The sequence below is a fragment of the Rhizobium sp. BK650 genome (genome assembly GCF_014195325.1).
Taxonomy (GTDB): domain Bacteria; phylum Pseudomonadota; class Alphaproteobacteria; order Rhizobiales; family Rhizobiaceae; genus Rhizobium.
The window spans coordinates 335,795-360,956 of record NZ_JACIBK010000006.1 but is presented as its reverse complement, the minus strand read 5'-3'; the positions used below and the strand labels follow the sequence as shown (position 1 = coordinate 360,956).

Below are 25,162 nucleotides of genomic sequence, written 5' to 3'. Positions count from 1 at the left end.
ATGATGAACATGCAATTCAAGCCGGTCAGCCGCGTGCGTGCCATCAACTGGAACCGCATCGAGGACGACAAGGATCTCGAAGTCTGGAACCGGTTGACCGGAAATTTCTGGCTGCCGGAAAAGGTGCCGCTGTCGAACGACATTCCTTCGTGGGGGACGCTGACGCCGGCCGAGCAGCAGCTGACGATCCGTGTCTTCACCGGGCTGACGCTGCTCGATACGATCCAGAACGGGGTCGGTTCCGTCAAGCTGATGGCGGATGCGGTCACGCCGCATGAGGAGGCGGTGCTCTCTAACATCTCCTTCATGGAAGCGGTGCATGCTCGCTCCTATTCCTCGATCTTCTCGACGCTCTGCCTGACACCCGATGTCGACGATGCCTATCGTTGGTCGGAAGAGAACGAATTCCTGCAGCGCAAAGCGGCGCTGATCATGGAGCACTATGCGTCCAGCGATCCCCTGAAGAAGAAAGTGGCGAGCGTCTTCCTTGAAAGCTTCCTCTTCTATTCCGGCTTCTATCTGCCGATGTACTGGTCGAGCCGCGCCAAGCTCACCAACACGGCCGACATGATCCGCCTCATTATCAGAGACGAGGCCGTGCACGGCTATTATATCGGTTACAAGTTCCAGCGCGGACTTGAAAGGCTTTCCGAGGAGCGCCGGCAGGAGATCAAGGACTTTGCCTTCGACCTGCTGCTCGAACTCTATGACAACGAAGCGAAATATACCGAAGCGCTCTATGACGGCGTCGGGCTGACTGAGGACGTCAAGAAGTTCCTGCATTACAACGCCAACAAGGCGCTGATGAACCTCGGCTATGAGGCGCTGTTCCCGGCAGACGCTTGCAAAGTCAATCCGGCGATCCTGTCTGCGCTTTCGCCGAATGCCGATGAGAACCATGACTTCTTCTCGGGCTCCGGCTCCTCCTACGTCATCGGCAAGGCGGTGGCGACCGAAGACGAAGACTGGGATTTCTGAGATTTATCTTTGCGAAGCCTCTTAAGCCTCTTATCATTCGGTCCGCTATCGCCCACATTCAGCCGGGTGTATTCGTTGAATGTGGCGTAGCGGGAGTTTTTTATGAGGTCCTCTTTCGAAGCGACTGATCCGGCAAGCGAAGCTGCCGAAGGCGTCTGGCCAATCCGCAGGCGCCGGATTCTTGATTGGCTGATCAACGAGACCCGCAACGAGCGTTTCATCGACAATATCTTGGTGGAGATGTGCAAGCGGCTGCTGGCAGCCGGCGTGCCGGTGAACCGGTCGAGCTTGCATTTCCGTACGAACCATCCGCAATGGATTGGCGCCCGCATCCTGTGGTTAGAAGGCATGGAAGAGGCAAAGATCGACACCTTTGCCTACGGGGTGGAGACCACGCCGCAATTCCTCAACAGCCCGGTCAACGAGATCCATAGCGGAGCCAATGAGGTGCGGAAAAACCTGGAGGATTTGTGGGAAGCTGACGACTATCCCTTCTACCAGGAATTGCGCGACGACGGTTACTCCGAATATATCGCTTGGCCGATCGATCACACGTTCGAAAAGCGACACGTCGTCACCTTCTCGACCAAGCGGCCAGGTGGTTTTACAAGCGAACACGTGGATTTCCTGGGCGATCTTCTGCCCGCCCTGACGCTGGTCAGTGAAATCCGGCTGAAGAACATCATGGCGCGTACGCTGTTGCAGACCTATGTGGGGCCGCATGCAAGCGAACAGATTCTCTCCGGCGTCATTACCCGCGGCAGCGGCACGACCGTCGGCGCGGCGATCATGATCTGCGACCTGCGCGATTTCACGGCGATCTCCGACCTCTGGCCGCGTGATGACGTCATTCATCTGCTCAACGATTATTTCGATGCCATGTCCGATCCGATCGAACGGCACGGCGGCGAAATCCTGAAGTTCATGGGCGACGGATTGCTCGCCATCTTCCCGCTATCGAAGCCTTCGGCCTGCCATGATCTGCTGACGGCGATCCGCGAGGGGCAGGAGGCGATGGCGAAACTGAATGAGCAGCATCTGCGCCTCGGCCGTGATCCCTTACGCTACGGCGTTGGCGTCCACGTCGGCGACGTCATGTATGGCAATATCGGTTCGCGCCGTCGGCTGGACTTCACGGTCATCGGCCCTGCGGTCAATGTCGCTTCGCGGCTTGAAACCTTAACCAAGGAGGTCAAGCGGCCGGTGCTTTTATCTCGCGCTTTCGTTGAGATGGCGACCTGCACGGAAGAGATGGAAAATCTCGGCACTTTTCCTTTGCGCGGGCTTGGGGAGCCGGTCGAAGTCTTCGCTTTCCGCGAAAAGCCGATAGATGGCCGTAACGCGGCTTAGGCGACCGGAAAATTGATCTGCGGCGGCAGCAGCAGGCTCTGGTTTTCCGCTGTCTGATTGTTGATACGCTGAAGCAGCATATGGCCGAGATGTTCTCCCGCCTCGACCAGATCTTCATAGATGGTTTCGATCTTCGGCTGCAGGTGCGTCAGGAGATGTGATGTCTCCTTGGCGACGATATCATAGTCCTCAGCGAGCACGAGGCCGGCATCGCTCATGGCGCTGACGAGTGCCAGCGCAGAAACTTCACCCGGGCAGACAAAGCCGTCGGGAACGTCGGGTGCAGCCGCGCGGGTGCGGAAGAAACCCCTGAGGTCATTGGCTGGTGAATCGAGCGTGACCGCTTCCGATATTTCGTAGGCGACACCGGCCTCGCGGACGGCGGTCATAAAGCCATGGAGAAGGTGCTGGCTGAAGGTCAGCCGCTTCGGCGGCATGATGACGGTGACTCTCTTCCTGCCCTTGGCGATCAGCCGCCGGGTAGCTTCATAGGCGAAGGCGTAATTGTCGTAATCGACGTAAGGATGCGGCGTCGAAAACTCCGTGCGACCATGCGATACGAAGGGAAAGCCGACTTCCTGCAGCATCCGTACCCGCGCGTCGAAAGGCTCTGTCCGCGTGAAGATCAGGCCGTCGGCGAAATTGTTGCGGACGATATATTCCGCCGCTTCGAGGTCCGTCGTCGACAGGAAATTCGGGGCGACGACGAGGTGGTAGGAGGTTTCCTTCAGCGCTTTGGCGATGCCGTACATGATGGCGGTGCCGAAGCCGACCACTTCCTGGTGCGGATCGAGAAGGATGCTGATGACATTGGTGCGACCCGTCTTCAAGCGCTGGGCCGCCCGGTCCGGCAGATAGCCGATCTCGCGGGCGATGCGGTGGACGCGTTCGCGCGTCTCGATCGATATTTGCGGTGCGTCGCTGAGTGCACGGGAGACGGTCGTTACCGCAAGACCGGTCAACGTCGCGATGGTGCGCAATGTCGGCTTGCCACGCTTTTGCGTGCCATCCGGATTTTCACCGCGTTGCAGTTGAGGCGATTCAGTCACTGAGGACATTCCGTGCCGGGGATCGCGGCTACCATAACATGATGAAACCGGCATGCAATCGATCAAATGCAAACGATTTAAATTTTTACGACTTATTAAGCAAGCTTGGAAACTGCAATGAAATCAATAAAGATCGTATAAATCATACTTTTCTCGGGGGCCGAGTAAAGACTTGACGTGCCGCTGTTTATAACGTTTTAAATTGTCGACCGTACTGGGAGGTGCGGTGCGATGTTGATTGCCTTTGTGGCGGGAGACATCGGGGCGGCTGAGGAGGGTCTCGCCGCCACTCACGAACGGGAGGATATTCATGCGCAAGTTTTTGAGCTCGGCAGCTCTTGCTGTCGTGATGATGGCTGGTTTCGGCAGCGCCCATGCGGCCGACGTCAAGGAAGTTCAGATGCTTCACTGGTGGACGTCGGGCGGTGAAGCCGCGGCGCTCAACGTGCTGAAGCAGGACCTTGCCAAGGAAGGTTTTGCCTGGAAGGACGTGCCGGTGGCTGGCGGTGGCGGTGATGCTGCCATGACGGCGCTGAAGGCAATGGTTGCGGCCGGCACCTATCCGACCGCTTCGCAGATGCTCGGCTATACCGTGCTCGACTACGCTCAGGCAGGCGTCATGGGCGACCTGACGGAGACGGCGAAGAAAGAAGGCTGGGACAAGGCCGTTCCGGCAGCACTGCAGAAGTTCTCCGTCTATGACGGCAAGTGGGTCGCAGCACCCGTCAACGTTCACTCCGTCAACTGGCTATGGATCAACAAGTCCGTCATGGACAAGATCGGCGGCAAGGAGCCGAAGACCTTCGAGGACCTGATCGCCCTGCTCGACAAGGCAAAGGCAGCAGGCGTCACCCCGCTCGCACTCGGCGGTCAGAACTGGCAGGAAGCCACGATGTTCGACTCCATCGTGCTGTCGACCGGCGGTCCGGAATTCTACAAGAAGGCGATGAACGACCTCGACGAGGCATCGCTGAAGTCCGATACGATGAAGAAGTCGTTCGATAACCTCGCCAAGATCATCAAGTATGTAGACCCGAATTTCTCGGGCCGCGACTGGAACCTGGCGACCGCCATGGTGATTAAGGGCGATGCTCTCGTGCAGGTGATGGGTGACTGGGCGAAGGGCGAATTCGTTGCCGCCAAGAAGAAGCCGAATACCGACTTCCTGTGCTATCGCTTCCCGGGCACCGATGGCAGCGTGATCTACAACTCCGACATGTTCGGCATGTTTAACGTTCCTGACGACCGCAAGGCCGCTCAGGTGGCACTCGCCAAGGCAACGCTGTCGAAGAGCTTCCAGTCCGCCTTCAACGTCGTCAAGGGTTCGGTTCCGGCCCGTACCGACGTTTCGGATAAGGATTTCGACGCTTGCGGCAAGAAGGGTATCGCCGACCTGAAGGCTGCCAATGCAGGCGGCACGCTGTTCGGCTCGCTGGCACAGGGCTATGGTGCTCCGCCGGCTATCGCCAACGCCTATAAAGACGTTATCTCGAAGTTCGTCCACGGTCAGATCAAGACCTCCGACGAAGCTGTGACCCAGCTCGTCACGGCCATCGACGACGCCCGTTAATATTCCATCGAGCAAGGCTTTCCCGCACTCTTGCGGGGAAGCCGCAGCCCCTGCGGTGCGGGGAGGAGATGATTACATGACCACAGTTGCGACCACGGACCCGGTCCTGACCTCGAAGTCTTCAAGCCGCATGTCCATTCGCGGCCGACTGCAGGATGCGTTGCCCAAGATCGTCCTGGCGCCGAGTTTCCTCATCACAGTCATCTTCGTCTATGGCTTCATCGTCTGGACAGCCTATCTCTCCTTCACCAATTCCAAGACTTTTCCGTCCTATGTGCTGACGGGCACGCGCGCTTACGAGCGGCTCTGGCGCTGGACTTTCGAGAGCGATCCGCCGTCCTCGTGGTATACGTCGATCACCAATATGGGGATCTTCGGTTTCCTTTATGTCTTCATCTGCCTGGGGCTCGGTCTGCTGCTGGCGATCCTTCTCGACCAGAAAATCCGCGGCGAAGGCATATTGCGGCCGATCTTCCTCTATCCGATGGCGTTGTCCTTCATCGTGACCGGCGTTGCCTGGAAGTGGTTCCTCGATCCCGGCCTTGGGCTGGAGCAGACGCTGCATCACTTTGGCTGGACGAGCTTCCATTTCGATTGGATCAAGAACAAGGACTTCGTCATCTATACCGTCGTTATAGCCGGGGTCTGGCAGGCCTCGGGTTTCGTCATGGCGATGTTTCTGGCAGGCCTGCGCGGTATCGACGGCGAGATCATGAAGGCGGCGCAGATCGATGGAGCGTCGCCCTTCCAGATGTACCGGCGGATCGTCATTCCGATGCTGCGGCCGATCTTCCTGTCGGCCTTTATCGTGCTCGCGCATATGGCAATCAAGTCCTACGACCTCGTCGTGGCGTTGACCTCGGGCGGCCCCGGCGGCTCGGCCTGGCTACCGTCCAACTTCATGTATGAATATACATTCAAGCGGAATGAGATGGCGGTCGGCTCCGCAAGCGCCATCATCATGCTGATGACCATCTCGGCAATCATCGTTCCCTATCTCTATTCCGAACTCAGGGAGAAGGCGCGATGAGCAGCATTACATCTTCCGAGATCACTGCCTCGCGGGACGGCAATAGCGGTCGCTGGATCGGCCGCGTCATCATCTACGGCCTGCTGCTGATCTTTGCGGTTCTTTACCTGATGCCGCTCTTCGTCATGCTCACGACCTCGTTCAAGACTATGGACGAGATCCAGAACGGCAATATGCTGGCGCTGCCGCAGGCGCCGACTTTCGATGCCTGGTTCAAGGCCTGGGGCGAGGCCTGCGTCGGCCTTACCTGCGCCGGCATCAAGGGCTATTTCTGGAATTCGATCAAGATGGTCGTGCCGGCGGTGGCGATCTCGACCATTCTCGGCGCCCTCAACGGCTATGTACTGACCAAATGGCGATTCCCCGGCCATACGCTGGTCTTCGGCCTGATGCTCTTTGCCTGCTTCATCCCGTTCCAGTCGGTGCTGCTGCCGATGGCGACCATTCTCGGATCGCTCGGTCGTTTCGGCACGACGCTGCAGAATGCAACGGGTTTCAGCTTCGGCTTCGGCAATCCGACTGTGAACCTCGTCTTCGTGCACGTGGTTTACGGCCTCGGCTTCACGACGCTGTTCTTCCGCAATTTCTATGAGGCCTTTCCGACGGAGCTCGTGAAGGCCGCGCAGGTCGATGGCGCGAGCTTCTTCCAGATCTTCCGCCGCATCATGCTGCCGAATTCGCTGCCGATCATCGTGGTGACGGTCATCTACCAGTTCACCAATATCTGGAACGACTTCCTTTTCGCCTCGGCCTACGCCGGCACCGGCGATTCCATGCCGATGACGGTGGCCCTCAATAACGTCGTCAACACTTCGACCGGCGTGGTCGAATACAATGTCAACATGGCTGCGGCGATGATCGCGGCCGTTCCTACACTCATCGTCTATATCCTCGCCGGCCGCTATTTCGTGCGCGGTCTGATGGCGGGCGCCGTCAAAGGGTGATCCATGGCTTTCCTTGAAATTTCCGGTCTCAAAAAGCGCTTCGGCGCTGTCGATATTCTCAAGGGGATCGATCTGGAACTCGAAAAGGGCGGCTTCCTGGTGCTGGTTGGTCCGTCCGGCTGCGGCAAGTCCACGTTGCTGAATACGATCGCCGGTCTTGAAGCGATCACCTCAGGCGAGATCCGCATCGATGGCCGCGCCATCAATAATCTGCACCCGTCCAAGCGCGATATCGCCATGGTGTTCCAGAGCTATGCGCTCTATCCGAACATGACAGTTGCCGGCAACATCGCCTTCGGGATGGAAATCCGCGGCGTGCCGAAGGAAGAGCGGGAAAAGGCAATCAAGCAGGTCTCCGACATGCTGCAGATCGGCCATCTGCTGGATCGCAAGCCCTCGCAACTATCCGGCGGTCAGCGTCAGCGCGTGGCGATGGGCCGCGCGCTGGTGCGCAATCCGCAGGTCTTCCTGTTCGACGAGCCGCTCTCGAACCTCGACGCGAAGCTGCGTGTCGACATGCGCACGGAAATCAAGCGCCTGCACCAGCGCATGGGAACGACGATCGTTTATGTCACCCACGACCAGATCGAGGCGATGACGCTGGCGACGAAAATCGCCGTGCTGAAGGATGGCGTGCTGCAGCAGTTCGGCACGCCGGCCGAAATCTACAACAGCCCGGCCAATGTCTTCGTTGCCGACTTCATGGGTTCACCTGCCATGAACCTGCTCAATGCGACTGTCGAAAACGGCGCCGGCGGACTGCAGGTGTCGCTGGAGCGACCGAATGGTGAACCGCTGAAGTTGCCGGTCAATTCAGGCAATAACAGCCTTACTGGTTATGCCGGCAAGCAGGTCATCTTCGGCATTCGCCCTGAAGCGCTGACGGACATTGACGGGGCTGATCGCAAGGCGAAGTCGGTCGTGCATGGCGATTGCGCCATCGAGGTCGTAGAACCGGCGGGTTCCGACACGTTTGCCGTCACCAAGCTCGGCGGCAAGTCGGTCGTGGCGCGCCTCGGCGCCGATGCCGGTATCCTGCCCGGCCAGAACACTTGCCTTGCCTTCAATCTCGATAAGGCGGTGTTCTTCGATCCGTCCAGCCAGCTCAGGATCGCTTAAGCCGCACGTCAGACGGCTGCAACCGAGATCGTCACTGGGCCAAAGCGGGCTGAGGTTGCTTCGACGGTAATTTCTCCGGTGAGGCCTGTCGCCTCCAGCCAGAAGCCGGCCGTGCCGCCCTGCAGCGATACACCCGCCGGGCCGACGATCTTGGCAGGACCCTTGACTGTCAGCGTAATGACATCGTTGAGGAACGGCAGGCGCTGGCCGCGCTGGTCGAGTGCGCGGATGACGATGCGGGTCGTATCGCGTTCGCGAGCCTTCAGTGTAGTGCTGTCGGGCACGACTTCCAGTGTGGTCGGCAGCGGATCAGCCGCGAGCGTCAGCTTGGCGACCGGCTCGCCGTTGACGAAGCCGGTGAACTCGCCATCGATCCATTCCAGACCCCAGCGGCCGAGTTCGTCCTGGGTAAAATGGCGGTGATCGAGCACGACGGGTGGGTGCGGCAGGTGCGAGTAGTTTTCGCGGTCCGGGCCGATGCGCTTCGTGACCGAGCCGTATTTCAGCTCCACCTCATCGCAATTGGTGAGGATGATCAGCGGCAGCACGCCGCCGATGCTCCGCTCGCCCCGCGCCCAGAAGGTGACCGGCTTCATGATGATTTCGTCGGAGGGGTCGCACTGGCTGGCATAGACATAGCCCGCGAATTTCGGCTCGCGGAACATGTCCATCACCCCGTGGTAGCAGATGCGGTCGCCGGAGCCGAAGTCCTTGTGGGTGTTGTAGTCGAACATGCACCAGCCGATCGCACCCGAAATATCCGGATCGCCATAGGCGGCGTTCAGCACTTCCAGATGGCGGCGTACATGCTCGGCCTGGCGCTGTTCGGCATCGTACATCTTGGTCGGATGCATGTGACCGTTGAATTCGGTGATGATGTAGGGGACCTTGTAAGACAGGCCGGTATTTTCCTGCTGGCTGCGAAGTGCGGTGCGCGGGCGGTTGGCGCCCGGCAGCTCCTCGTTGCCGAGGATGAAGTCGTTCATCGTGTAGACGTCTTCCAGAAGCTCGCTTTCGGTCAGGTAGCGAACACCGCCGGTCTGTCGGGTGGAATCGAGCTCGTGGGCCAGGCGATTGGTTGCGGTGTAGAAATCGTGGCTGTCGAGCGACTCGTTGATGCGCACGCCCCAGATGATGATCGAGGGATGATTCCAGTCGCGCTCGATCATGCGGCGAACATTCTCGATGGACTCCTGTTGCCAGTCGAGATCACCGATATGCTGCCAGCCGGGAATTTCCTCGAAGACGAGCAGGCCGATGCGGTCGCACTGATCGAGGAACCATTTCGACTGCGGATAGTGCGAGGTGCGCACGATATTGCACTTCAGCACCTTCTTCATGATATCGGCATCACGCTCCTGCGCGGAGCGGCCGGCGGCATAACCGATATAGGGATAGGCCTGATGGCGGTTGAGGCCCCGCAGCTTCACGGTGCGGCCGTTGAGCAGGAAGCCTTCCGGCGTGAATTTGGCGGTGCGGAAACCGAAATGGGCAGCAGCTCTATCCGAACCATGTTCGGTTCTGAAATCGACCACGACTTCGTAGAGCGCCGGGTTCGAAAGGTCCCAGAGCTCGATGCCGGTCAGTCCGCCGAAGGAAAGCGTCGTCACAGAGCCGATCGTCTCACTGGCGGCACTTGCAAGCACGATGCCGCTCGCATCCTTCAGCGAGGCCGTAACTGTCGCCGCATAGGTCAGGCTCTGCGGATTGGCGATGTCGACGCGCACGGTTGCCGATTTCATCTCGGACATTACGTCGTGGGTCTCGATCTTGAGATTGCGGATCGAGACTTTGTCGGTAACCTTCAGCCATACGTCGCGATAGATGCCGGCATAGGTGAGATAGTCGATACGGCCGCCAAAAGGCGGAATGGCAGGGTTCTCGCTACCGTCGATCTTGACCGTGATCAAGTTGTCGCCCTTGATCAGCTTGCTGGTGAGGCGGGCCTCGAAGGGTGTATAGCCGTCCCTATGGGCGATGATCTCTTCGCCGTTCAGATAGACGACACTGTCGGCCATGGCGCCGTCGAAAAGGATGGAGACTTCGCGGCCTTCGAATTCCGGCAGCCAGCGCAGCACCTTTTGATAGGTGAAGGCGCGTTGATAGCGCTTCTCGTCGAAATAATTGAAAGGCAGCTCGACCGCCGTGTGCGGCAGGTGGACCATGTTGGCACCGTCGAAAGCCTCGATCAGCCGCTGACCAAAGCCCTCGTAAAAGCTCCAGGATTCATTCAAGGAGACGACAGAACGCATCTCAGGCTCCCCGGCAGATGGCAGAGGAGAGGTGGCGCCCGATAGCGGCGCGTGAACGGATAATCATCGGTATTCCTCCTCGAAACGAATGAATGGGCCGCCCCTCAGGCGGTCGAACCCCAGCGGGGCGTGCAGGTAAGCGTGATGCTGTGCGGGCCTTCATTGCCGGCCTCGTGGCGTTCGATGACCTCGACGACTGCATCCATAAAGGCGACGTGGTCAAGGCTCAGCGTCGTCAGGTCGTTGCAGTCCCAGGCGGCCATGGCGATACCGTCCTGACCGACAATGGCGATATCCTCGGGCGTATTCTTGCCCAGGACGCGGCGAGCGGCATCGCGCGCGCCGATCGCCATGACGTCATTGCCGCAGATGATGACATCGACCTTGGACCGGTGCAGCAGCAGGACGGCTTCCTTGAAGCCGGAATCATAGGAATAGTCGCCGAAGGCTTCCGCTTCGAAGGCAAGGCCATGGCGGGCAAGTGCATCGGCGAACCACTTGCGGCGCAGCTTGTCGATCCAGCTCGATTTCGTGCCGGAGAGATAAGCGAAGCGCTTCTTGCCGTCGCCGACGATCTTGTCGATGATCTCGCCTGCGCCGACGGCACCATCGATGCGGATATTGGAGACATCCTCGTTTCCCAACGGTTCGAAGGAAACGATGATCGGCCGTGTCGTGTGGAAAATATCGACCGCATCCTGCATCGATACCATGTCGGAGAAGATGACGACGTGATCGACCTGATAGGTCGAGGCGAGCCGCATCAGCTGCAGACGGTCGGAATGATCGGCGCAGCAGAGCAGGATCGGCAGGAGCTGGCGGGCCTGCAGGCGGTGGACGAGAAGCTGCTGCTCTTCGGCTTCGCAAGGGTTGCCGATGGCATTGACGACGAGGGCGACGAGCCGTGAGCGCTGGTTGTTCAGAGAGCGAGCGATCGCATTCGGCTGGTAGCCATATTCGCGGGCAACGGCGAGGATGCGGTCGCGCGTGGCGCTGCCGATCCTCGAACCCGGCGAAAAGGCCCTCGATATCGTTGCCGAGGAGACTCCGGCGAGTTTCGCCAGTTCCTTCGAGGTGATCCGCCGTCTGTTCGTTCCGCTCATTGCCTTAAGCCTATCCGGCAATCCTGACGGGGGTGCCGTCGGCTGCTGCCGATTCCTTGATTGCATCCCAGAGCCTAGCGAATCTGAGACCCATTTCAACGGAGCCGGAGTTTTCCATCGTTCCGGCGCGGATGGCGAGGAAATTCTTCATGGGATTGCCGAGGATTTCGGCCTCCTCGCGTGGCTCGCTGGTGCGCCCGACGCTGATTTCGCGCCAGCCGCCCCAGGCGTCGATGCGCACGATCGCCTTGGAATAGAAGAAGGTGATGTAGGAGGCGCAGCCGGGAGGGCCTTCACCGGCGGCCGTCAGCGTGGCAAGCGCGCCATTCTTCAGGCGGGCGGAGACGGCGGTGGCGATATCGACCCTCTTGCCGTGGTTGTTCATATAGGCGGAGACGCTGTCGAAATCGGAATTGGCCAGCAGGCAGACGGTGTTCATCATGTGTGCGCCGGTATCGAACATGAAGCCGCCGCCGGAGATTTCGGGCTGCTGCTTCCAATGGCCGTTATAGTTGGGAGACCAGCTTTCCCAGATCATGCCTGAAATGGCGATGAGATCGCCGAATTCGCCTGACAGCCCGCGTTTGCGGGTATCGAGGACCAATGGAGACAGGCCGCCCTGGAAGGCGGTGACGATTGTCACGCCGCTCTTTTTCTGTGCTGCGATCAGCGTCTCGGCCTCAGCGACCGTGGTTACCATCGGCTTTTCAAGGAAGAGGTCGAGGCCGGCTTCGGCAACGGCCGTCGCCTGCTCGGCATGGGAAGCGTGCGGGGTCGAGACATAGATGATGTCGAGTTCGTCGCGGCATTTGGCGAGCATGTCGCGATAGTCCTCGAAGCTCTTTGGCTCGCGCGCACCGGCTGCGGTGCAGACGTCGATGAGGCGCTTTCGGGAGGTTTCCGCCGTGTCGGCGAGTGCCACGAATTCAATTTCCGGCATCTTCGCCCAGCTCTGAGCATATTCAGCCGCCTTCAAGCCGGCGCCGATGACGCCGAGGCGCAATTTCTGAGACATTGAAATCCTCCCTGATATCGTTGTGCAAACGATTACACAAACGACACGATTGGTGCAAGTTATAAATAACACAATAAAATCAATATTATATATTTGCCGATGTTGCGGTTTCAAAAATCATCTTGTCAGCATTCAGAATACGTGTACATTTTCGTCACCGGTGCTGGAGGGCGCCGTAGCTCTAAAAAAGGGAGGACTTCCGTTGAAGAAAGCGGTTATCGGTGGCCTGTGCGCCATCCTGCTCAGCGCGGTTTCGACGCTGGGGCATGCTGAAACAATTCGTATCGCCAATCACGGTCAGGCCGGCATCGACGCCATGAAGTCGACCGTCGAGCGGATCGAGAAAAAATATGGCGTGACCGTCGAGGTGGTCGAGTATCCAGCGCCGGACAAGGACTATCTCACCAAGCTGCTAACCGAACTCGGCGCCGGCAACGCACCCGATCTCTTCTCCATCCCGACGACGGCTGCTGTTGCCGACATGGTCGAAGCCGGCTACCTCGCGCCCGTTTCCACCGAGTTCAAGGCCTGGGACGGTTACGCCAATCTCTATGACGTCGCCAAACAGCTTGCCGTCAGCCCGGACGGCGAAACCTACGTGATGCCGTTCATGCTCGGCATTCAGGAAATCTATTATCGCAAGGACATCCTCGAAAAGGCAGGCATCTCGACCGAACAGCCGAAGACCTGGCAGGAGCTGCTCGACCGCGCAGCCGAGGTCAAGCAGAAGACCGGTTCCTACGGCCTGCTCTTCCCGGCCGGTGTATCCTGGGGCAGCGGTGCCTTCGACGAAGGTTTCCAGCACCTGATCGTCGGTTCCAAGACGCCGCAGCTCGTCGATGCCGACGGCAAGCTCGATCTGGATGGCGAAGGCGTGAAGGATGTCTTCAACGTCTACAAGACGCTGATCGACAAGGACCTGATGCCGGTGCAGCCGCTCCTCGGACCGGAGCCCTGGGTGGTGCCGAAGTATGAGATGTTCCCAGCCGGCAAGCTTGCCGCCACCACCTGCGGCTCCTGGTGCTACATTTTCGACTGGGGTCGCGAGAGCAAGAACCCGATCCCTGACGTGACCAAGATCGTCGGCACCTGGACCGTTCCGGGCCAGAGCGGCGGCCAGTACGTGCTTGCCAACCTCGCTGCTCCGTGGGCCGTCAACTCCAAGTCCGCCAATGTGGAACTTGCCAAGAAGGCGCTAATGGAAATCGGCTCGGTCGCAACGCAGGTCTCATACGCTGCCCGCATCGGCAACATCCCGGCCAGCAAGGATGCCGCCAAGGATCCGCAGTTCCAGAAACTGACGGAACTCGTTCCGATCCATGCCGCCGCCGAAAATGGCGTTTTCCTGAAACAGGCTTCCGGCTTCGGTACGGTTGCCGAAGGTGTCGCGCGCGCTACCGAAGCTCTGCTCCGCAAGGAAACCGATGCCGCCGGCGCGCAGAAGATCCTTGTCGACTATGTCAAGGAAACACTCGGCGACGACGTGGTCAAATGAGTCACTGATATTCTCCTCCCGCCAACACGAGGACGCGGCGCGATCGCCGCGTCTTCCCGATTTCGTTTGACAAGGTTGTGAGCTTCAATGGCCCGTAACTCTCATGAAAAGCGAACCGAGCGCCAACTCCTGCTGGTTCTGCTGCCGTCGCTGGTCCTGCTTCTGGCCTTTGTGATCTATCCTGCCCTCTATTCCGTGTATTTAAGCTTTACCAACGAGGCGCTGACGGGGGCTGCGGCGCTGCGGCCGCGCTTCGTCGGCATCCGCAACTATGTGCGCCTCGTCAATGATGCGAAGTTCTGGAATTCGCTGTTCGTCACCTTCGTCTTCGTCATGGGCTCTGCCGTCATCGGGCAATTCGTGCTCGGGCTGATTTCGGCGATGGCGTTGCGCCGGCCGATCCGTTTCCGGCAGTTCTTCTCCTCGATCATTCTGCTGCCGAATGCCGCACCCGAGGTCGTTGCCGGCTTCATGTGGATCTCGATGCTCGCCGGTGGTGAACATGCGACGCTCTCGCGCATCGTTGCCTTCTTCGGCATTGATCCGGCCGACTGGCTGAACGCCTTCCCACTGTCGATGATCATCATCGTCAATACCTGGCGCGGTATCGCGACCGCGATGATCCTGCTGACGGCCGGTCTCAGCACCATTCCCTCCGAAATCTACGAGGCGGCGCGCATGGATGGTGCGACACCCTCGCAGATGTTCCGCCGCATCACCCTGCCGCTGATGATGCCGACGATCCTGCTCTACATGCTGATCTCGGCCGTCTCCACCATTGCCGTCTTCGGACTCGTCTACGCGCTGACGCGTGGCGGCCCGGGCGGGGCGACGGAGGTCGTCAGCATCTACATCTACAACCAGTCCTTCACGGCCTTCCAGCTCGGCTACGGCGCTGCGGTCGCGGTCGTCGCGCTCCTCATCTCGCTGATCCTCGGCATCGGCTATGTGCGCGCCATGAAAGTGGAGGTCTGACATGACCGCTATCTCCCCGAGCGAAGGTGCCAACAAGACCCGCTCCGACCTCATCGCCTATGCAACGCTGTCGATCATCTCGATCTTCTGCGCAGTGCCGTTCTTCTGGGTGCTGCTCGCCTCCTTCGACGGCAATGCGCAGCTCTTCCTGAGTTGGCCTGAGCAATGGACGCTTGCAAACTATGTGCGCGTCTTCACCAGGGAGGACGGAGCGAAGTGGCTGTTCAACTCGCTCTTCGTGGTCGGCGGCGCGACGATTATCGTCATGGTGCTGGCTGGGCTTGGCGGCTATGCACTGTCACGCACGCGCGCCTGGTGGAAGCTGCCCTTCCTCTACGCGATCCTGCTGATCCGCGTGCTGCCGCCGACCGCACTTGTCGTACCGCTCTATAAGTTCCTGCTGACGCTGAACAATGCGGAAGGCGGGATTCTCAGGCCGATCTTCGGCAGTTATGCCCGCGACATCATGCGGTGGACCGGGTTCATCGACGGTTATCTCGGCATCATGCTGGTGCTCGCCACCATGCAGCTGCCGCTGGCGCTCTGGATCATGAAAACCTTCTTCGACGGCCTTCCACGCGACTATGAGGAGGCGGCCGTCATGGATGGTGCAACGATGATGCAACGCATCCGCCGCGTGTTGATCCCGCTTGCCATGCCAGGGCTTGCGGCCGCTGGCCTCTTCGCCTTCATGTCGGCCTGGGGCGATTTCCTGCTGCCGCTGATCTTCCTGTCGTCGCCGGAGCTGCAGACGCTGCCGCTCGGCCTCTTCCGCGCCTTCCTGCGCATCAACGAGATCGATTACGGCCTGCTGACGGCGCTCGCCTTCATTTACCTGCTGCCTGCCGTCGTCGCCTTCGGCTTTGCGCGGCGCTTCCTCGTCCAGACTTTCTCGGGCGGTGTGAAGGGCTGAGATCAAGAAAGAGAAACGAATGATCAATCTCAGAAACGTTCGCAAATTCTACGGCGCGCTCGAAGTCATCAAGGGCGTCGATATCACAGTTGAAGATGGCGAATTTGCCGTCTTCGTCGGTCCGTCCGGCTGCGGCAAGTCCACACTGCTGCGCATGATCGCCGGCCTCGAAGGCATCGACGAGGGCGATCTGGTGCTCAACGGCCAGCGCATCAACGACGTGCCGCCGGACAAGCGCGGCATTGCCATGGTATTCCAATCCTACGCGCTCTACCCGCATATGACGGTCGCGGAAAATATCGGCTTTTCGCTGAGCCTCAAGAAGGTGCCGGAAGCTGAGATCAAGAAGCAGGTGGAAGGTGTCGCCGAAATCCTGCAACTGACCGACTATCTCAGCCGCAAGCCGGGCGCGCTATCCGGCGGCCAGCGCCAGCGTGTGGCGATCGGCCGTGCCATCATCAAGAAGCCGTCGCTCATCCTGTTCGACGAGCCGCTGTCGAACCTCGATTCGGCGCTGCGCGTGCAGATGCGCGCCGAGCTGCAGCGCCTGCATCGCGAGCTGAAGGCGACCGTCGTCTATGTCACGCACGACCAGGTCGAGGCGATGACGATGGCCGACCGGATCGTCGTTCTCAACAAGGGTGTCGTCGCCCAGCAGGGCGCACCGATGGAACTCTACCACCAGCCGGAAAACGAGTTTGTCGCGACCTTCATCGGTTCGCCGAAAATGAACGTGCTGCCGATGACGGCAACGCGCCGGGACGCCGGCAAGGTGCATTTGGAAAGCCCGCTCGGCCTTGCGATCGATCTCTCGGATGCCAATGGCGCCGTGCCGCAGGGCGAAGCGAAGCTCGGCATCCGGCCGGAGCATCTGAAGCTCGCGCCGCAAGGGCAGGGCGATTTTTCGGCGGAGGTCGTCATCGTCGAGCGGCTCGGCGTCGAGACCTATCTGACGGTTGGGTCGCAGCAGCAGCCGATCGTTGTGCGCACCGAAGGCGATATGACCATTCGCCCTGGCGATCGCGTGTCGCTGACGGCCGAGCGCGCTGCTTGCCATCTGTTCGATTCTGCCGGCCGGGTTGTCCGTTCGGCAACCGCTTGAAACACATCGAGGAACGACATGACAATCAAGGTCACGATCTGGAACGAAGGACGCCACGAGCAGGTTCACAAGGAGGTCCAGGATATCTATCCCGACCGTATCGACGGCGCGATCGCCGCCGGCATCGCCCATTCCGATTTCGAGATCCGCCGCGGCACACTCGATGATCCGGATGAAGGCCTGCCGGATTCCGTGCTCAACGATACCGACGTGCTGCTCTGGTGGGGACATATGGCGCATGAAGAGGTCAGCGACGGGCTGATCGACCGCGTGCAGCAGCGGGTGCTGAAGGGCATGGGGCTGCTGGTCCTGCATTCCGGCCATCACTCCAAGCTCTTCCGCCGGCTGATGGGTACCAATGCCAATCTCTCCTGGCGCGAGACGCCTGAAGGTGACCTTGAGCGCGTCTGGGTGGTCAATCCCTCGCATCCGATCGCCGAGGGCCTGCCGCCCTATTTCGAGGTCAATGCCTCGGAAATGTACGGCGAGCCCTTCGACATTCCGCAACCGGACGAGCTGGTCTTCATCTCCTGGTATTCCGGAGGCGAAGTGTTCCGCAGCGGCTGCACTTTCCAGCGTGGGCGCGGGCGCATCTTCTTCTTCAGCCCCGGCCATGAGACCTATCCGATCTATCACGACAAGACCGTACACAAGGTCATCTCGAACGGTATCCGCTGGGCGCAACAGAAGCACACGGATGGGCGCATCCTCGAAAACTGGCACCGCAAGGAGCCGCTGCACGGCCGGCCGGATAAAGCCAAGGTTTAAAGTTCCTTCGGGGGGCGGGGCCATGATGGCTCCGGCCTCCGCGGGCGATAACGCAGGGAAGGATGAATGCAGACTGTTTCGATGAGGGCGGATGGTGATGCCTTTCTCAGCAAGGCATTCTGGGTTTCCATCCATCGCGATCTGCCGCAGCGGCTGGATGTGCTGGCGAGGTTCGCCGCCGAGCGGCCTGATGTCTTCGCTTTTGAAAGCAGCCAGAAGATCGCCGAGCGATGCAATGTCTCGCAGACCAGCGTCATCCGCTTTGCGCATCATCTCGGCTTTGACGGGTTTGCCGAGATGAAGCAGGTTTTTCAGCGGGGGCTGAGGGTCGCCGCCCGCAAGGGATAGGCTTACGGATATTGCGCGCCGTTGGTCGTCGTATAGATCGAATAGAGCGATTGCGTTGCCGTAATGAAGAGACGGTTCTTCTTGGGGCCGCCGAAGGTGATGTTTGACACGGTCTGCGGTACCTTGATCTTGCCGAGCAGCGTCCCGTCGGGGGCGAAGCAGTGCACGCCGTCAGCAGCGCTCGTCCAAAGGTTGCCGGAGACATCGAAACGGAAACCATCCGGCACGCCGCTGTCGATCGAGCAGAAGTAGCGGCTGTTTGCGAGTTTGCGGCCATCAACGACATCGAAGACGCGGATATGGCGCGGCACGTCATGATTGGAGGAGCCGGAATCGGCGATGAAGAGCTGGCGTTCGTCCGGCGAGAAGGCGAGGCCATTCGGCTGAATGAAGTCGGTGACGACAGCCTCGATGTCGCCGGTTGCAGCGTCGATGCGGTAGACGTTGCGGCTTTCCTGCTCTTCCGGAGATTTGTGGCCTTCGTAGTCGGACATGATGCCGTAGCTCGGATCGGTGAACCAGATCGAGCCGTCGGACTTGACCACGACATCGTTCGGGGAGTTCAGCCGTTTGCCATTGTAACTGTCGGCAAGCACAGTGATACGGCCGTCCGGCTCAGTGCGGGTTACGCGGCGGCCGCCATGTTCGCAGGAAACGAGGCGGCCCTGTCGGTCGCGGGTGTTGCCGTTGACGTAGTTGGACGGCGAGCGGAAGACAGAGACGGTTCCATCCGGCACCCAGCGCATCAGGCGCTCATTCGGAATGTCGCTCCATAGGAGGCAGTTCAGATCAGAAAACCAGACTGGACCTTCGGCCCAGCGGCAGCCCGTGTAAAGTTCTTCCAGCACCGCGCTGCCGACGATCAACGCGCGGAAACGCTCGTCTTTGATGTCATAAAGTTCGTTTCCGGCCATGCCCGATTCCTCCCAGATCGATGTTCCTTCTTCGTAGCCGTAAACGGTTGAACGTGCCAGAGGTCGGCTGCAGAAAGAGCCGGGCCTTGTAAGGGTTCAGAGGGCTGCGACCGGATGCGGCGAGCCGTCATAAGCGCCCCAGATCGACTGGTCGAAGCAGATGACGGAGCCGGTCATGAGGCCGGACTCGGCCGAGGAGAGATAGGCGCAGGCACGAGCGACTTCTTCCGGGTCGACCAGGCGACCGAAGGGCTGGCTTGCAGCCGCTTTGGCGAGCCAGTCCTCGTCGGCCTTGTGAAATTCCCTCTGGATGCGGTCTTCGCCCTCGGAGGCCATCCAGCCGATATTCAGGCCATTGACGCGGATGCGATTGCGCAGCAGCGCATAAGCTGTGTTTTTGGTCAGCGTTTCCAAGGCGCCCTTGGAAGCGCAATAAGCGGCGATGAAGGGCTGGCCGGCCTTGGCGGACATGGAGCCGATATTGACGATGGTGCCCTCGATCTTCTCGCGGCGCATGATCTTCACCGTTTCCTGCATGAGGAAGAAGGGCGCGCGGACATTGACCGCAAACATGGCGTCGAAGAGCTCCGGACTGGTGTCGAGGATGGTGCCGCGATCGGTGATGGCGGCGGCATTGACCAGCGCATCGACGCGGCCGAAGGTCTGGTCGCAGACATGGACGACATTCTGCGCATCCTCCACCTTGCCGAGATCGGCCTTGACATAGACGATCTTGGCGCCGGTCTTCGCCGATATTTCCTCAGCCTTTGCCTTGCCCTTGGTTTCGTTGCGGCCGCAGATGACGATGCCTTTGGCGTCGCGCTCGGCAAAGAGGCGGGCGATGGTGGCGCCGAGGCCTTGTGTGCCGCCGGTGACGATAGCAATCTTTCCGTCGAGGCGGGCGTAATCTGCGCTCATATGACTTTTCCTCCTGATGACATACGAATGCCCCCTCGCTGGAGCGACGGGCTTCGCGATGACTATAGCGTTGGTTCGAGCGTCAACTCAGCTTCCTGGCCGCCTGTTCTGCAAGAGCTTTGGCAAAGGTGTCGTCGCTCCAGTTTTCGCCGAGTGCCTCGTGCATCAGCTGGGCCTGAGTTTTCGGCGCCAGTCCGCCGAGCGGCGGGTCGCGGTCGAGATTGGTCGGGAAGGAGTAGCCTTCCGCGCAGGAGGCGATGGCATTGGCGATTTCGCCGGCGGAGAGCTTGTCCTTCAGTGCCTTCAGAGCGGGGAAGAGCGTTGTGCTCATGCGTTCACGGTTGACGGTTTCCATCGCCCGGCCGAAGGCCGAGGAGACCTGTAAGAGGTTTGCCACACGCTTGATGTCCTTCGAGCGATTGGTGCCGGCGGCATGGAAGAGGGCGGGATTGAAGAAGACGACGTCACCCTTTTCCAGCGGCAGCTGGATATGGTTCTGGTCGAAATAATCCTTGAATTCCTGGCGCTTGAGCGCGAGGTAGCCCGGCTCGTAGGTCTGGCTGTGCGGCAGGAAAAGCGTCGGGCCGCTTTCGAGCGGCATGTCGCAATGAGCGACCGCACCCTGAAGGGTCAGCACCGGCGACAGGCGATGGACATGGGCGGGGAACTGCTCGATCACCTTGGAGGACTGGAAGCCGAGGTGATAGTCGCGGTGGGCCGATTGTGCGGCACCGCCGGGGTTCACCCGATTGACCTGCGCCGTCATCTGGTAGTGCGGGCCAAGCCATGCCTCGCTTGCCAGCGCCACGATGACATTGCCGTAGTAGCGGGCGAAATTCTCGGGATCTGCAAGGCAGTGCTTTTCGAGCGAATTCCAGATGCGGTCATTGGCGCCGGGCTTGGCGAAATGGTCGCCGCCCCCGGTCGATGTGCGGTGCTGCTCCTCGATGATCCCGTCGAAGATCGCGCTCGCCCGGTCGATGATGTCGGTGTCTTCATAGGCATGTTTGAAGACGACCACGCCGGGGCCGATGCCGAAGGCTTCGCAGATTTCGGCGAGAACGGCGCGGCGGCCTTCCGGGGTCGAGGCCGCCTCGATCACCTCGTGGCTGTCGTAGATCAGCACGTTCTTCTCGACGGCGGAGGCTGTCGGATAGTCGGCAAGCACTGTGGTCTTTTCGGCGAGTGCGCGGAAATCGTTGAGGTCGCAGGCGTCTTCGGTCAGCCAGACGCGGTCGGCGCGCAGCTTTTGCTGGTTGTCTGATTTCATCGGGTGCTCCTCCATGTCCGATGAAGGGACTATACCCTGTGGGTGGGGCTGATATAGATCAGGAATCCATCAAAAATACATCAGAACGGTTGGTATGGCTCATCGCTTTCTCGTCAAGGACATCGCTTTCCAGGCTGGCCTCAGCACCGCGACCGTCGACCGGGTGCTGAACGGCCGGCCGGGTGTCCGGCGGCAGACGGAGATGCGGGTCAGGGCGGCGATTGCCGAGCTCGAGAAGCAGGCGGGTGCCGATGTAGCGGGTCGCAAGCTCACGATCGATATCGTTATGGAAACGCCTGACAGGTTCAGCACGGCGGTGCGAGCGGCTTTCGAAGCGGAGGTTGCGACCTTCCTGCCGACGGTCTTTCGCTGCCGGTTTCATTTTGCCGAGGTGGTGCGGGTGGCAGAATTGGTGCAACTTCTCGACCGGATCCGGCTGCGCGGCACGCATGGCGTTGTGCTGAAGGCGCCTGATGTGCCCGACGTCGTCGCAGCCGTCGCAAGGCTCGACGCCGCCGATATCCCGGTCGTCACCCTCGTCACCGACCTTCCGAATTCGGCCCGACTGGCCTATGCCGGCGCCGACAACCGGGCAGCAGGGGAGACGGCCGCCTATCTCATCGGCCGGTTGCTCGGGTCATCAGGGGGAAAGGCGCTGGTGACACTGTCGAGCGGACGCTTCCGGGGCGAGGAAGAGCGGGAGATCGGCTTTCGCCGGGTGATCCGTGCGCATTATCGGTCGATCGGCGTTATCGAGGTGAGCGAAGGGCATGGTACGGATGCCGCGACGGGCACGCTCGTTGCCAAGGCCCTTGCCGATGATCCCTCGATCAATGCCGTCTATTCGGTCGGCGGCGGCAATCGCGCGGTGCTTGCGGCTTTCAAGGCTGCCGGCAGGCTGGTCTCGGTCTTCGTGGCGCATGATCTCGATGCCGACAACCGCGCTTTGCTGGCTGAACGGCGGATCGATTTTGTGCTGCATCACGATCTCAGAACCGATGCGCGTTCGGCCTTCCGCGTAATTATGGGCCGCGCGGTCACGCCCCGCGCAATCCCTGTCAGCCGGACGGCGCCGGTGTCATTTTCAGCCGTCGAAATCGTTACGCCGTACAATATGCCGACGAGCCAATAGTCTGTTCGAGTTGATTGTCTTTCCATCTGCGGCAGATTCACGTTACAGCTTGCGGATCGTAAGGAGAGGGTATGGATCACAGCGACGTCGGCACAATCGCAGCATGGGTGACAGAACAGGGCCTGAACGGCGCTACCGAGGCGGAGCTGCTTGCCGGCTTCTGCGAGGCCTGCCGCAATGCGGGCATGCGCCTCGATCGGGCCATGGCGCTGATGGATACACTGCATCCGGTTCATGAGGGGCGTGCCTTCCGTTGGGACAGCGAAAGTGAAGCGAACTACGAAGGCGAGTTCGAATATGGCCCTTCGGGTGAGGGCCAGGGGCTGGAAACCTGGCGTCGCTCGGCTTTCTACCATCTCTGGACCAGCGGAGATCGAGAGGTCCGGCGCAGGATCGGCTTCGGCGATCCCACCGACTTCATCATGCTGGACCAGATCCATGCGCTCGGCCATACCGATTACGTCGCCATGGCGCATCGCTTTGCCGAGGCCGGCACGATCGGCGAGATGGATTGCTTCTTTTCGCATTTCTCGACGAAGCATCCGGAGGGGTTTTCCGACCAGGATCTTGCGATCCTGCGCAAACTGGTGCCGGTGCTGGGGCTGGCGATCAAATGCGTGGCTCTTGCCCGTATCGCTCGCACGATCGCCGAGGTCTATCTCGGTGAGGATGCGGCGCGCCAGGTGATGGACGGCAAGATCTCGCGCGGCAAAACCGAGCGCATTTCGGCAGCGCTCTGGTTCTCCGATCTGTTGAACTACACGAAGATCTCGGACAATTCGCCGCCGGAAGAGATCATTCCGCTGCTCAACGAATATAGCGAGGCGGTGATTACCGCGATCCATGAAGCCGGCGGCAATGTTCTGAAGCTGATCGGCGACGGCGTGCTTGCAATCTTCAAGGGCGAGGAGCCGGCGGAAAGCTGTTCTGCGGCCCTGAAAGCGGAACGCCTGTTGCGGCAGAAACTTGCGGTGCTGAATGCCGCACGCGAAGCGAACCGGCGGCCGACGACCGATGTCTATATCGGCCTGCATATCGGCGATGTCTTCTACGGCAATATCGGCAGCCAGGATCGTCTGGACTTCACCGTCATCGGGCCGGCGGTCAACGAGGTGAGCCGCATCGCCTCGATCTGCCGCTCGGTCGATCTTAACGTGCTGATGTCGTCAGATTTCGAGGCGGCGATCCCCGAAGCAGAGCGCAACCTTCTCGCCTGCATCGGCCGCTACGCGCTGCGCGGCGTCAAGCGTCCGCAATTGCTTTATACGCTGGAAACTGCCCGGCTGAATGGCTGAACGCCAAGACCTTCCCGTTTTAGCGAAATTCCGTGTCGTTCGCATTTTGAAGGCGCGCTTGAAAGTCAAGCAATATGCGTGAGGCTTTCCGGTGCCCACACCACATAGGATACATAGGATGCAGGGGCACTTTTGCGCGCCCTGTAGAAAATGTCAGATTCATTACCTGCCATATATGTGGCTGACATTTCTCACGTAGGGCAGGAAAAATCCTATGAAACCTATGATCCTATGTCCTCGACCGAGGGTTCAATCTAACCAGGAAAGTCCCTAACGCAGCAATCCCTGTCCGCCGTCGATCCAGACGGGCGTACCGGTAATATGCCGGGCACGATCGGAGGCCAGGAACAGGATCGTTTCAGCCACATCATCGCTCGATCCTGCCTTGCCGCCGGTGATCGGGATTTCGCCTTCCGGCCAGATGACCGGCACCTCGGTCTTTTCGCGGTGACGCGTGGTAGTGTTGGCGGAAATGCTGGTTTCGATCGCACCGGGGCAGACGGCATTGACGCGGATGCCGTGTTTGCCGAGCTCCAGCGCCAGTTGCTGAACCATGGCGACCTGGCCGGCTTTGGTGGCTGTATAGGCCGTGGCGCCGGGTGTGGTGAAAGTCCGCGTGCCATTGATAGAGGAGACGACGACGATCGAGCCGCCGTTCACCTTCAGGTAGGGAACGGTCAGATGCAGGGTCAGGTATGTGCCGCGCAGATTGACGGCCATGGTCTGATCCCATTCGTCGGGTTTGAGGTCGTCGATCGGCGCCCAGACGCCGTTGATGCCGGCATTGGCGACAACGATATCGATACCGCCAAAACTCTCGGTCATTTTCTCGATGGCGTTGCGCATCTGGGCCTCGTCGCTGGTATCGGCGGTCAGCTCGATCGAGTGGCCGCCTGCTGCGACAATCTCTTTGCAGGTCTGCAGCACCTCGTTTTCGGTGCGGCTGAGCACTGCGACCTTTGCCCCTTCTGCAGCGAGCTTCAATGCGGTTGCCTTGCCGATGCCGGATCCTGCGCCGGTCACCAACGCGATCTTTCCCTGCAACTCCATGAGCTGCTCCTCTCCACGGTTGCCGGTAAAAGCAATGATCGGGGCGGCTCTTGGTTCCGGATCGGGCGTGTGATGAGAGGTTATTTCAGAACGCTATGGCGCAGAGCCCATTTTTCCGGCCCGTGGACAGCGGCAAAGAGCAGGCCGGCGAGGAAGGTGAAGTGATCGACGAAGAAGCCGAATTCGGCCTGGTTCTGCTGCCAGTGCGATGGGCCGTGGAAGGAGAAGGCGAGGAAGATCACGTAGATGCCGGCGAGCAGGCTGGCCTCGCTGAAGAAGGCGCCTGATATGAAAGCCAGTGCCAGGGCGATCTCGAAGAAGGCGGCAACCCAGGCCAGGAACGTCGCCGCCGGAAAGCCGGCCGCGGTGATGTAGGCAGCGGTCGCGCCGATATCGGCAAACTTAAAGCCGGCAGCCATGAAGAAGATGAAGCTGAAGATGATGCGGGCTATAAGGATTGCGATTGCTCTGATCATTAGGAAGTCTCCTCTTACAGTTTTCACTATGACGGATAACCTGTCCGCGATCCGACAGGGCAAAATGAAAAAGGACCGCTTTCGCGGCCCCTCTTG

23 protein-coding genes are annotated in these 25,162 nt (G+C 60.0%); 14 read left to right on the top strand and 9 right to left on the bottom strand.

Annotated elements, in window-relative coordinates; translation table 11 throughout:
• The first annotated feature begins 3 nt into the window (after nt 1–3).
• Together nrdF and FHX15_RS17410 are read left to right on the top strand one after the other, a co-directional pair.
• Entirely contained in the window at nt 4–978 is a 975-nt protein-coding gene (nrdF, locus tag FHX15_RS17415) for a class 1b ribonucleoside-diphosphate reductase subunit beta (protein ID WP_184399293.1), read from the top strand.
• Nucleotides 979–1,080: 102 nt separating this feature from the next.
• A complete protein-coding gene (locus tag FHX15_RS17410) occupies nt 1,081–2,328 on the top strand; it encodes an adenylate/guanylate cyclase domain-containing protein (RefSeq protein ID WP_184399227.1) in 1,248 nt (415 codons plus the stop codon).
• Here the strand turns inward: FHX15_RS17410 and FHX15_RS17405 are convergent.
• On the bottom strand, nt 2,325–3,386 hold the full coding sequence (locus FHX15_RS17405; RefSeq protein ID WP_210290746.1) for a LacI family transcriptional regulator: 1,062 nt from the start codon (nt 3,384–3,386) through the stop codon (nt 2,325–2,327). The two genes, FHX15_RS17410 and FHX15_RS17405, sit on opposite strands and share 4 nt — an antisense overlap.
• Nucleotides 3,387–3,687: 301 nt before the next feature.
• Between FHX15_RS17405 and FHX15_RS17400 the strand changes: the two genes are divergently transcribed.
• The 4 genes from FHX15_RS17400 to FHX15_RS17385 all read left to right on the top strand — a co-directional run bounded on the left by FHX15_RS17400 (nt 3,688) and on the right by FHX15_RS17385 (nt 8,040).
• The gene (locus FHX15_RS17400) at nt 3,688–4,947 is read left to right on the top strand and encodes an ABC transporter substrate-binding protein (protein WP_184399223.1); all 1,260 of its coding nucleotides are present in this window, start codon (nt 3,688–3,690) and stop codon (nt 4,945–4,947) included.
• A gap of 76 nt (nt 4,948–5,023) precedes the next feature.
• Nucleotides 5,024–5,977: a carbohydrate ABC transporter permease gene (locus tag FHX15_RS17395; RefSeq protein ID WP_184399220.1), complete on the top strand. Its 954-nt coding sequence runs from the start codon at nt 5,024–5,026 to the stop codon at nt 5,975–5,977.
• Complete coding sequence (locus tag FHX15_RS17390) at nt 5,974–6,921, top strand: carbohydrate ABC transporter permease (RefSeq protein WP_184399218.1); 948 nt, start codon at nt 5,974–5,976, stop codon at nt 6,919–6,921. The genes FHX15_RS17395 and FHX15_RS17390 overlap by 4 nt, the downstream gene beginning before the upstream one ends.
• A gap of 3 nt (nt 6,922–6,924) precedes the next feature.
• The gene (locus FHX15_RS17385; protein ID WP_184399216.1) at nt 6,925–8,040 is read left to right on the top strand and encodes an ABC transporter ATP-binding protein; all 1,116 of its coding nucleotides are present in this window, start codon (nt 6,925–6,927) and stop codon (nt 8,038–8,040) included.
• A gap of 8 nt (nt 8,041–8,048) precedes the next feature.
• Here the strand turns inward: FHX15_RS17385 and FHX15_RS17380 are convergent, their stop codons facing one another.
• The 3 genes from FHX15_RS17380 to FHX15_RS17370 all read right to left on the bottom strand — a co-directional run bounded on the left by FHX15_RS17380 (nt 8,049) and on the right by FHX15_RS17370 (nt 12,410).
• Nucleotides 8,049–10,292, bottom strand: coding sequence for a glycoside hydrolase family 2 protein (locus tag FHX15_RS17380; protein ID WP_184399214.1), 2,244 nt, complete (start codon nt 10,290–10,292; stop codon nt 8,049–8,051).
• A gap of 104 nt (nt 10,293–10,396) precedes the next feature.
• The gene (locus FHX15_RS17375) at nt 10,397–11,395 is read right to left on the bottom strand and encodes a LacI family DNA-binding transcriptional regulator (protein WP_184399211.1); all 999 of its coding nucleotides are present in this window, start codon (nt 11,393–11,395) and stop codon (nt 10,397–10,399) included.
• A 10-nt stretch (nt 11,396–11,405) separates the two neighbouring features.
• Nucleotides 11,406–12,410 carry a Gfo/Idh/MocA family protein gene (locus tag FHX15_RS17370; RefSeq protein ID WP_184399209.1) on the bottom strand — a complete coding sequence of 335 codons (1,005 nt, stop codon included), beginning with the start codon at nt 12,408–12,410 and terminating at the stop codon, nt 11,406–11,408.
• Nucleotides 12,411–12,612: 202 nt separating this feature from the next.
• On the opposite strand from FHX15_RS17370, the gene FHX15_RS17365 reads away from it, so the two are divergent.
• The 6 genes from FHX15_RS17365 (at nt 12,613) to FHX15_RS17340 (ending at nt 18,011) form a co-directional block, all read left to right on the top strand.
• Complete coding sequence (locus tag FHX15_RS17365) at nt 12,613–13,905, top strand: ABC transporter substrate-binding protein (protein ID WP_184399206.1); 1,293 nt, start codon at nt 12,613–12,615, stop codon at nt 13,903–13,905.
• Nucleotides 13,906–13,992: 87 nt separating this feature from the next.
• Nucleotides 13,993–14,880, top strand: coding sequence for a carbohydrate ABC transporter permease (locus FHX15_RS17360; protein WP_184399204.1), 888 nt, complete (start codon nt 13,993–13,995; stop codon nt 14,878–14,880).
• Nucleotide 14,881: 1 nt separating this feature from the next.
• Entirely contained in the window at nt 14,882–15,793 is a 912-nt protein-coding gene (locus tag FHX15_RS17355) for a carbohydrate ABC transporter permease (RefSeq protein ID WP_184399202.1), read from the top strand.
• A gap of 19 nt (nt 15,794–15,812) precedes the next feature.
• Complete coding sequence (locus tag FHX15_RS17350; protein WP_184399200.1) at nt 15,813–16,895, top strand: ABC transporter ATP-binding protein; 1,083 nt, start codon at nt 15,813–15,815, stop codon at nt 16,893–16,895.
• Nucleotides 16,896–16,913: 18 nt separating this feature from the next.
• Nucleotides 16,914–17,663 (top strand): ThuA domain-containing protein, encoded by a 750-nt coding sequence (locus FHX15_RS17345; protein WP_184399197.1) that lies wholly within the window; start codon nt 16,914–16,916, stop codon nt 17,661–17,663.
• A gap of 66 nt (nt 17,664–17,729) precedes the next feature.
• The gene (locus tag FHX15_RS17340) at nt 17,730–18,011 is read left to right on the top strand and encodes a MurR/RpiR family transcriptional regulator (protein WP_184399195.1); all 282 of its coding nucleotides are present in this window, start codon (nt 17,730–17,732) and stop codon (nt 18,009–18,011) included.
• Between the two features lie 2 nt (nt 18,012–18,013).
• Here FHX15_RS17340 and FHX15_RS17335 read toward each other — a convergent pair whose 3' ends face one another.
• The 3 genes from FHX15_RS17335 to FHX15_RS17325 form a co-directional block, all read right to left on the bottom strand.
• Nucleotides 18,014–18,925: an SMP-30/gluconolactonase/LRE family protein gene (locus tag FHX15_RS17335; protein WP_184399192.1), complete on the bottom strand. Its 912-nt coding sequence runs from the start codon at nt 18,923–18,925 to the stop codon at nt 18,014–18,016.
• A gap of 96 nt (nt 18,926–19,021) precedes the next feature.
• Nucleotides 19,022–19,843: an SDR family oxidoreductase gene (locus FHX15_RS17330; protein ID WP_184399190.1), complete on the bottom strand. Its 822-nt coding sequence runs from the start codon at nt 19,841–19,843 to the stop codon at nt 19,022–19,024.
• An 82-nt stretch (nt 19,844–19,925) separates the two neighbouring features.
• A complete protein-coding gene (locus FHX15_RS17325) occupies nt 19,926–21,113 on the bottom strand; it encodes a phytanoyl-CoA dioxygenase family protein (RefSeq protein WP_184399188.1) in 1,188 nt (395 codons plus the stop codon).
• Nucleotides 21,114–21,207: 94 nt separating this feature from the next.
• Between FHX15_RS17325 and FHX15_RS17320 the strand changes: the two genes are divergently transcribed.
• Both FHX15_RS17320 and FHX15_RS17315 read left to right on the top strand, forming a co-directional pair.
• On the top strand, nt 21,208–22,245 hold the full coding sequence (locus FHX15_RS17320) for a LacI family DNA-binding transcriptional regulator (RefSeq protein ID WP_184399187.1): 1,038 nt from the start codon (nt 21,208–21,210) through the stop codon (nt 22,243–22,245).
• 71 nt (nt 22,246–22,316) lie between these two features.
• Nucleotides 22,317–23,540 (top strand): adenylate/guanylate cyclase domain-containing protein, encoded by a 1,224-nt coding sequence (locus FHX15_RS17315; RefSeq protein ID WP_184399185.1) that lies wholly within the window; start codon nt 22,317–22,319, stop codon nt 23,538–23,540.
• A 270-nt stretch (nt 23,541–23,810) separates the two neighbouring features.
• On the opposite strand, the gene FHX15_RS17310 is transcribed toward FHX15_RS17315, so the two are convergent.
• Together FHX15_RS17310 and FHX15_RS17305 are read right to left on the bottom strand one after the other, a co-directional pair.
• Nucleotides 23,811–24,590 (bottom strand): SDR family NAD(P)-dependent oxidoreductase, encoded by a 780-nt coding sequence (locus FHX15_RS17310; protein WP_184399183.1) that lies wholly within the window; start codon nt 24,588–24,590, stop codon nt 23,811–23,813.
• 80 nt (nt 24,591–24,670) lie between these two features.
• The gene (locus tag FHX15_RS17305; protein ID WP_184399181.1) at nt 24,671–25,066 is read right to left on the bottom strand and encodes a DoxX family protein; all 396 of its coding nucleotides are present in this window, start codon (nt 25,064–25,066) and stop codon (nt 24,671–24,673) included.
• Nucleotides 25,067–25,162 lie beyond the last annotated feature (96 nt).

What these genes read in the sequence shown, in the direction of transcription:
- nrdF (WP_184399293.1), top strand. Translation starts at nt 4, where the DNA reads ATGAACATGCAATTCAAGCCGGTCAGCCGCGTGCGTGCCATCAACTGG.
- FHX15_RS17410 (WP_184399227.1), top strand. Translation starts at nt 1,081, where the DNA reads ATGAGGTCCTCTTTCGAAGCGACTGATCCGGCAAGCGAAGCTGCCGAA.
- FHX15_RS17405 (WP_210290746.1), bottom strand. Translation starts at nt 3,386, where the DNA reads ATGTCCTCAGTGACTGAATCGCCTCAACTGCAACGCGGTGAAAATCCG.
- FHX15_RS17400 (WP_184399223.1), top strand. Translation starts at nt 3,688, where the DNA reads ATGCGCAAGTTTTTGAGCTCGGCAGCTCTTGCTGTCGTGATGATGGCT.
- FHX15_RS17395 (WP_184399220.1), top strand. Translation starts at nt 5,024, where the DNA reads ATGACCACAGTTGCGACCACGGACCCGGTCCTGACCTCGAAGTCTTCA.
- FHX15_RS17390 (WP_184399218.1), top strand. Translation starts at nt 5,974, where the DNA reads ATGAGCAGCATTACATCTTCCGAGATCACTGCCTCGCGGGACGGCAAT.
- FHX15_RS17385 (WP_184399216.1), top strand. Translation starts at nt 6,925, where the DNA reads ATGGCTTTCCTTGAAATTTCCGGTCTCAAAAAGCGCTTCGGCGCTGTC.
- FHX15_RS17380 (WP_184399214.1), bottom strand. Translation starts at nt 10,292, where the DNA reads ATGCGTTCTGTCGTCTCCTTGAATGAATCCTGGAGCTTTTACGAGGGC.
- FHX15_RS17375 (WP_184399211.1), bottom strand. Translation starts at nt 11,395, where the DNA reads ATGAGCGGAACGAACAGACGGCGGATCACCTCGAAGGAACTGGCGAAA.
- FHX15_RS17370 (WP_184399209.1), bottom strand. Translation starts at nt 12,410, where the DNA reads ATGTCTCAGAAATTGCGCCTCGGCGTCATCGGCGCCGGCTTGAAGGCG.
- FHX15_RS17360 (WP_184399204.1), top strand. Translation starts at nt 13,993, where the DNA reads ATGGCCCGTAACTCTCATGAAAAGCGAACCGAGCGCCAACTCCTGCTG.
- FHX15_RS17355 (WP_184399202.1), top strand. Translation starts at nt 14,882, where the DNA reads ATGACCGCTATCTCCCCGAGCGAAGGTGCCAACAAGACCCGCTCCGAC.
- FHX15_RS17350 (WP_184399200.1), top strand. Translation starts at nt 15,813, where the DNA reads ATGATCAATCTCAGAAACGTTCGCAAATTCTACGGCGCGCTCGAAGTC.
- FHX15_RS17345 (WP_184399197.1), top strand. Translation starts at nt 16,914, where the DNA reads ATGACAATCAAGGTCACGATCTGGAACGAAGGACGCCACGAGCAGGTT.
- FHX15_RS17340 (WP_184399195.1), top strand. Translation starts at nt 17,730, where the DNA reads ATGCAGACTGTTTCGATGAGGGCGGATGGTGATGCCTTTCTCAGCAAG.
- FHX15_RS17335 (WP_184399192.1), bottom strand. Translation starts at nt 18,925, where the DNA reads ATGGCCGGAAACGAACTTTATGACATCAAAGACGAGCGTTTCCGCGCG.
- FHX15_RS17330 (WP_184399190.1), bottom strand. Translation starts at nt 19,843, where the DNA reads ATGAGCGCAGATTACGCCCGCCTCGACGGAAAGATTGCTATCGTCACC.
- FHX15_RS17325 (WP_184399188.1), bottom strand. Translation starts at nt 21,113, where the DNA reads ATGAAATCAGACAACCAGCAAAAGCTGCGCGCCGACCGCGTCTGGCTG.
- FHX15_RS17320 (WP_184399187.1), top strand. Translation starts at nt 21,208, where the DNA reads ATGGCTCATCGCTTTCTCGTCAAGGACATCGCTTTCCAGGCTGGCCTC.
- FHX15_RS17315 (WP_184399185.1), top strand. Translation starts at nt 22,317, where the DNA reads ATGGATCACAGCGACGTCGGCACAATCGCAGCATGGGTGACAGAACAG.
- FHX15_RS17310 (WP_184399183.1), bottom strand. Translation starts at nt 24,590, where the DNA reads ATGGAGTTGCAGGGAAAGATCGCGTTGGTGACCGGCGCAGGATCCGGC.
- FHX15_RS17305 (WP_184399181.1), bottom strand. Translation starts at nt 25,066, where the DNA reads ATGATCAGAGCAATCGCAATCCTTATAGCCCGCATCATCTTCAGCTTC.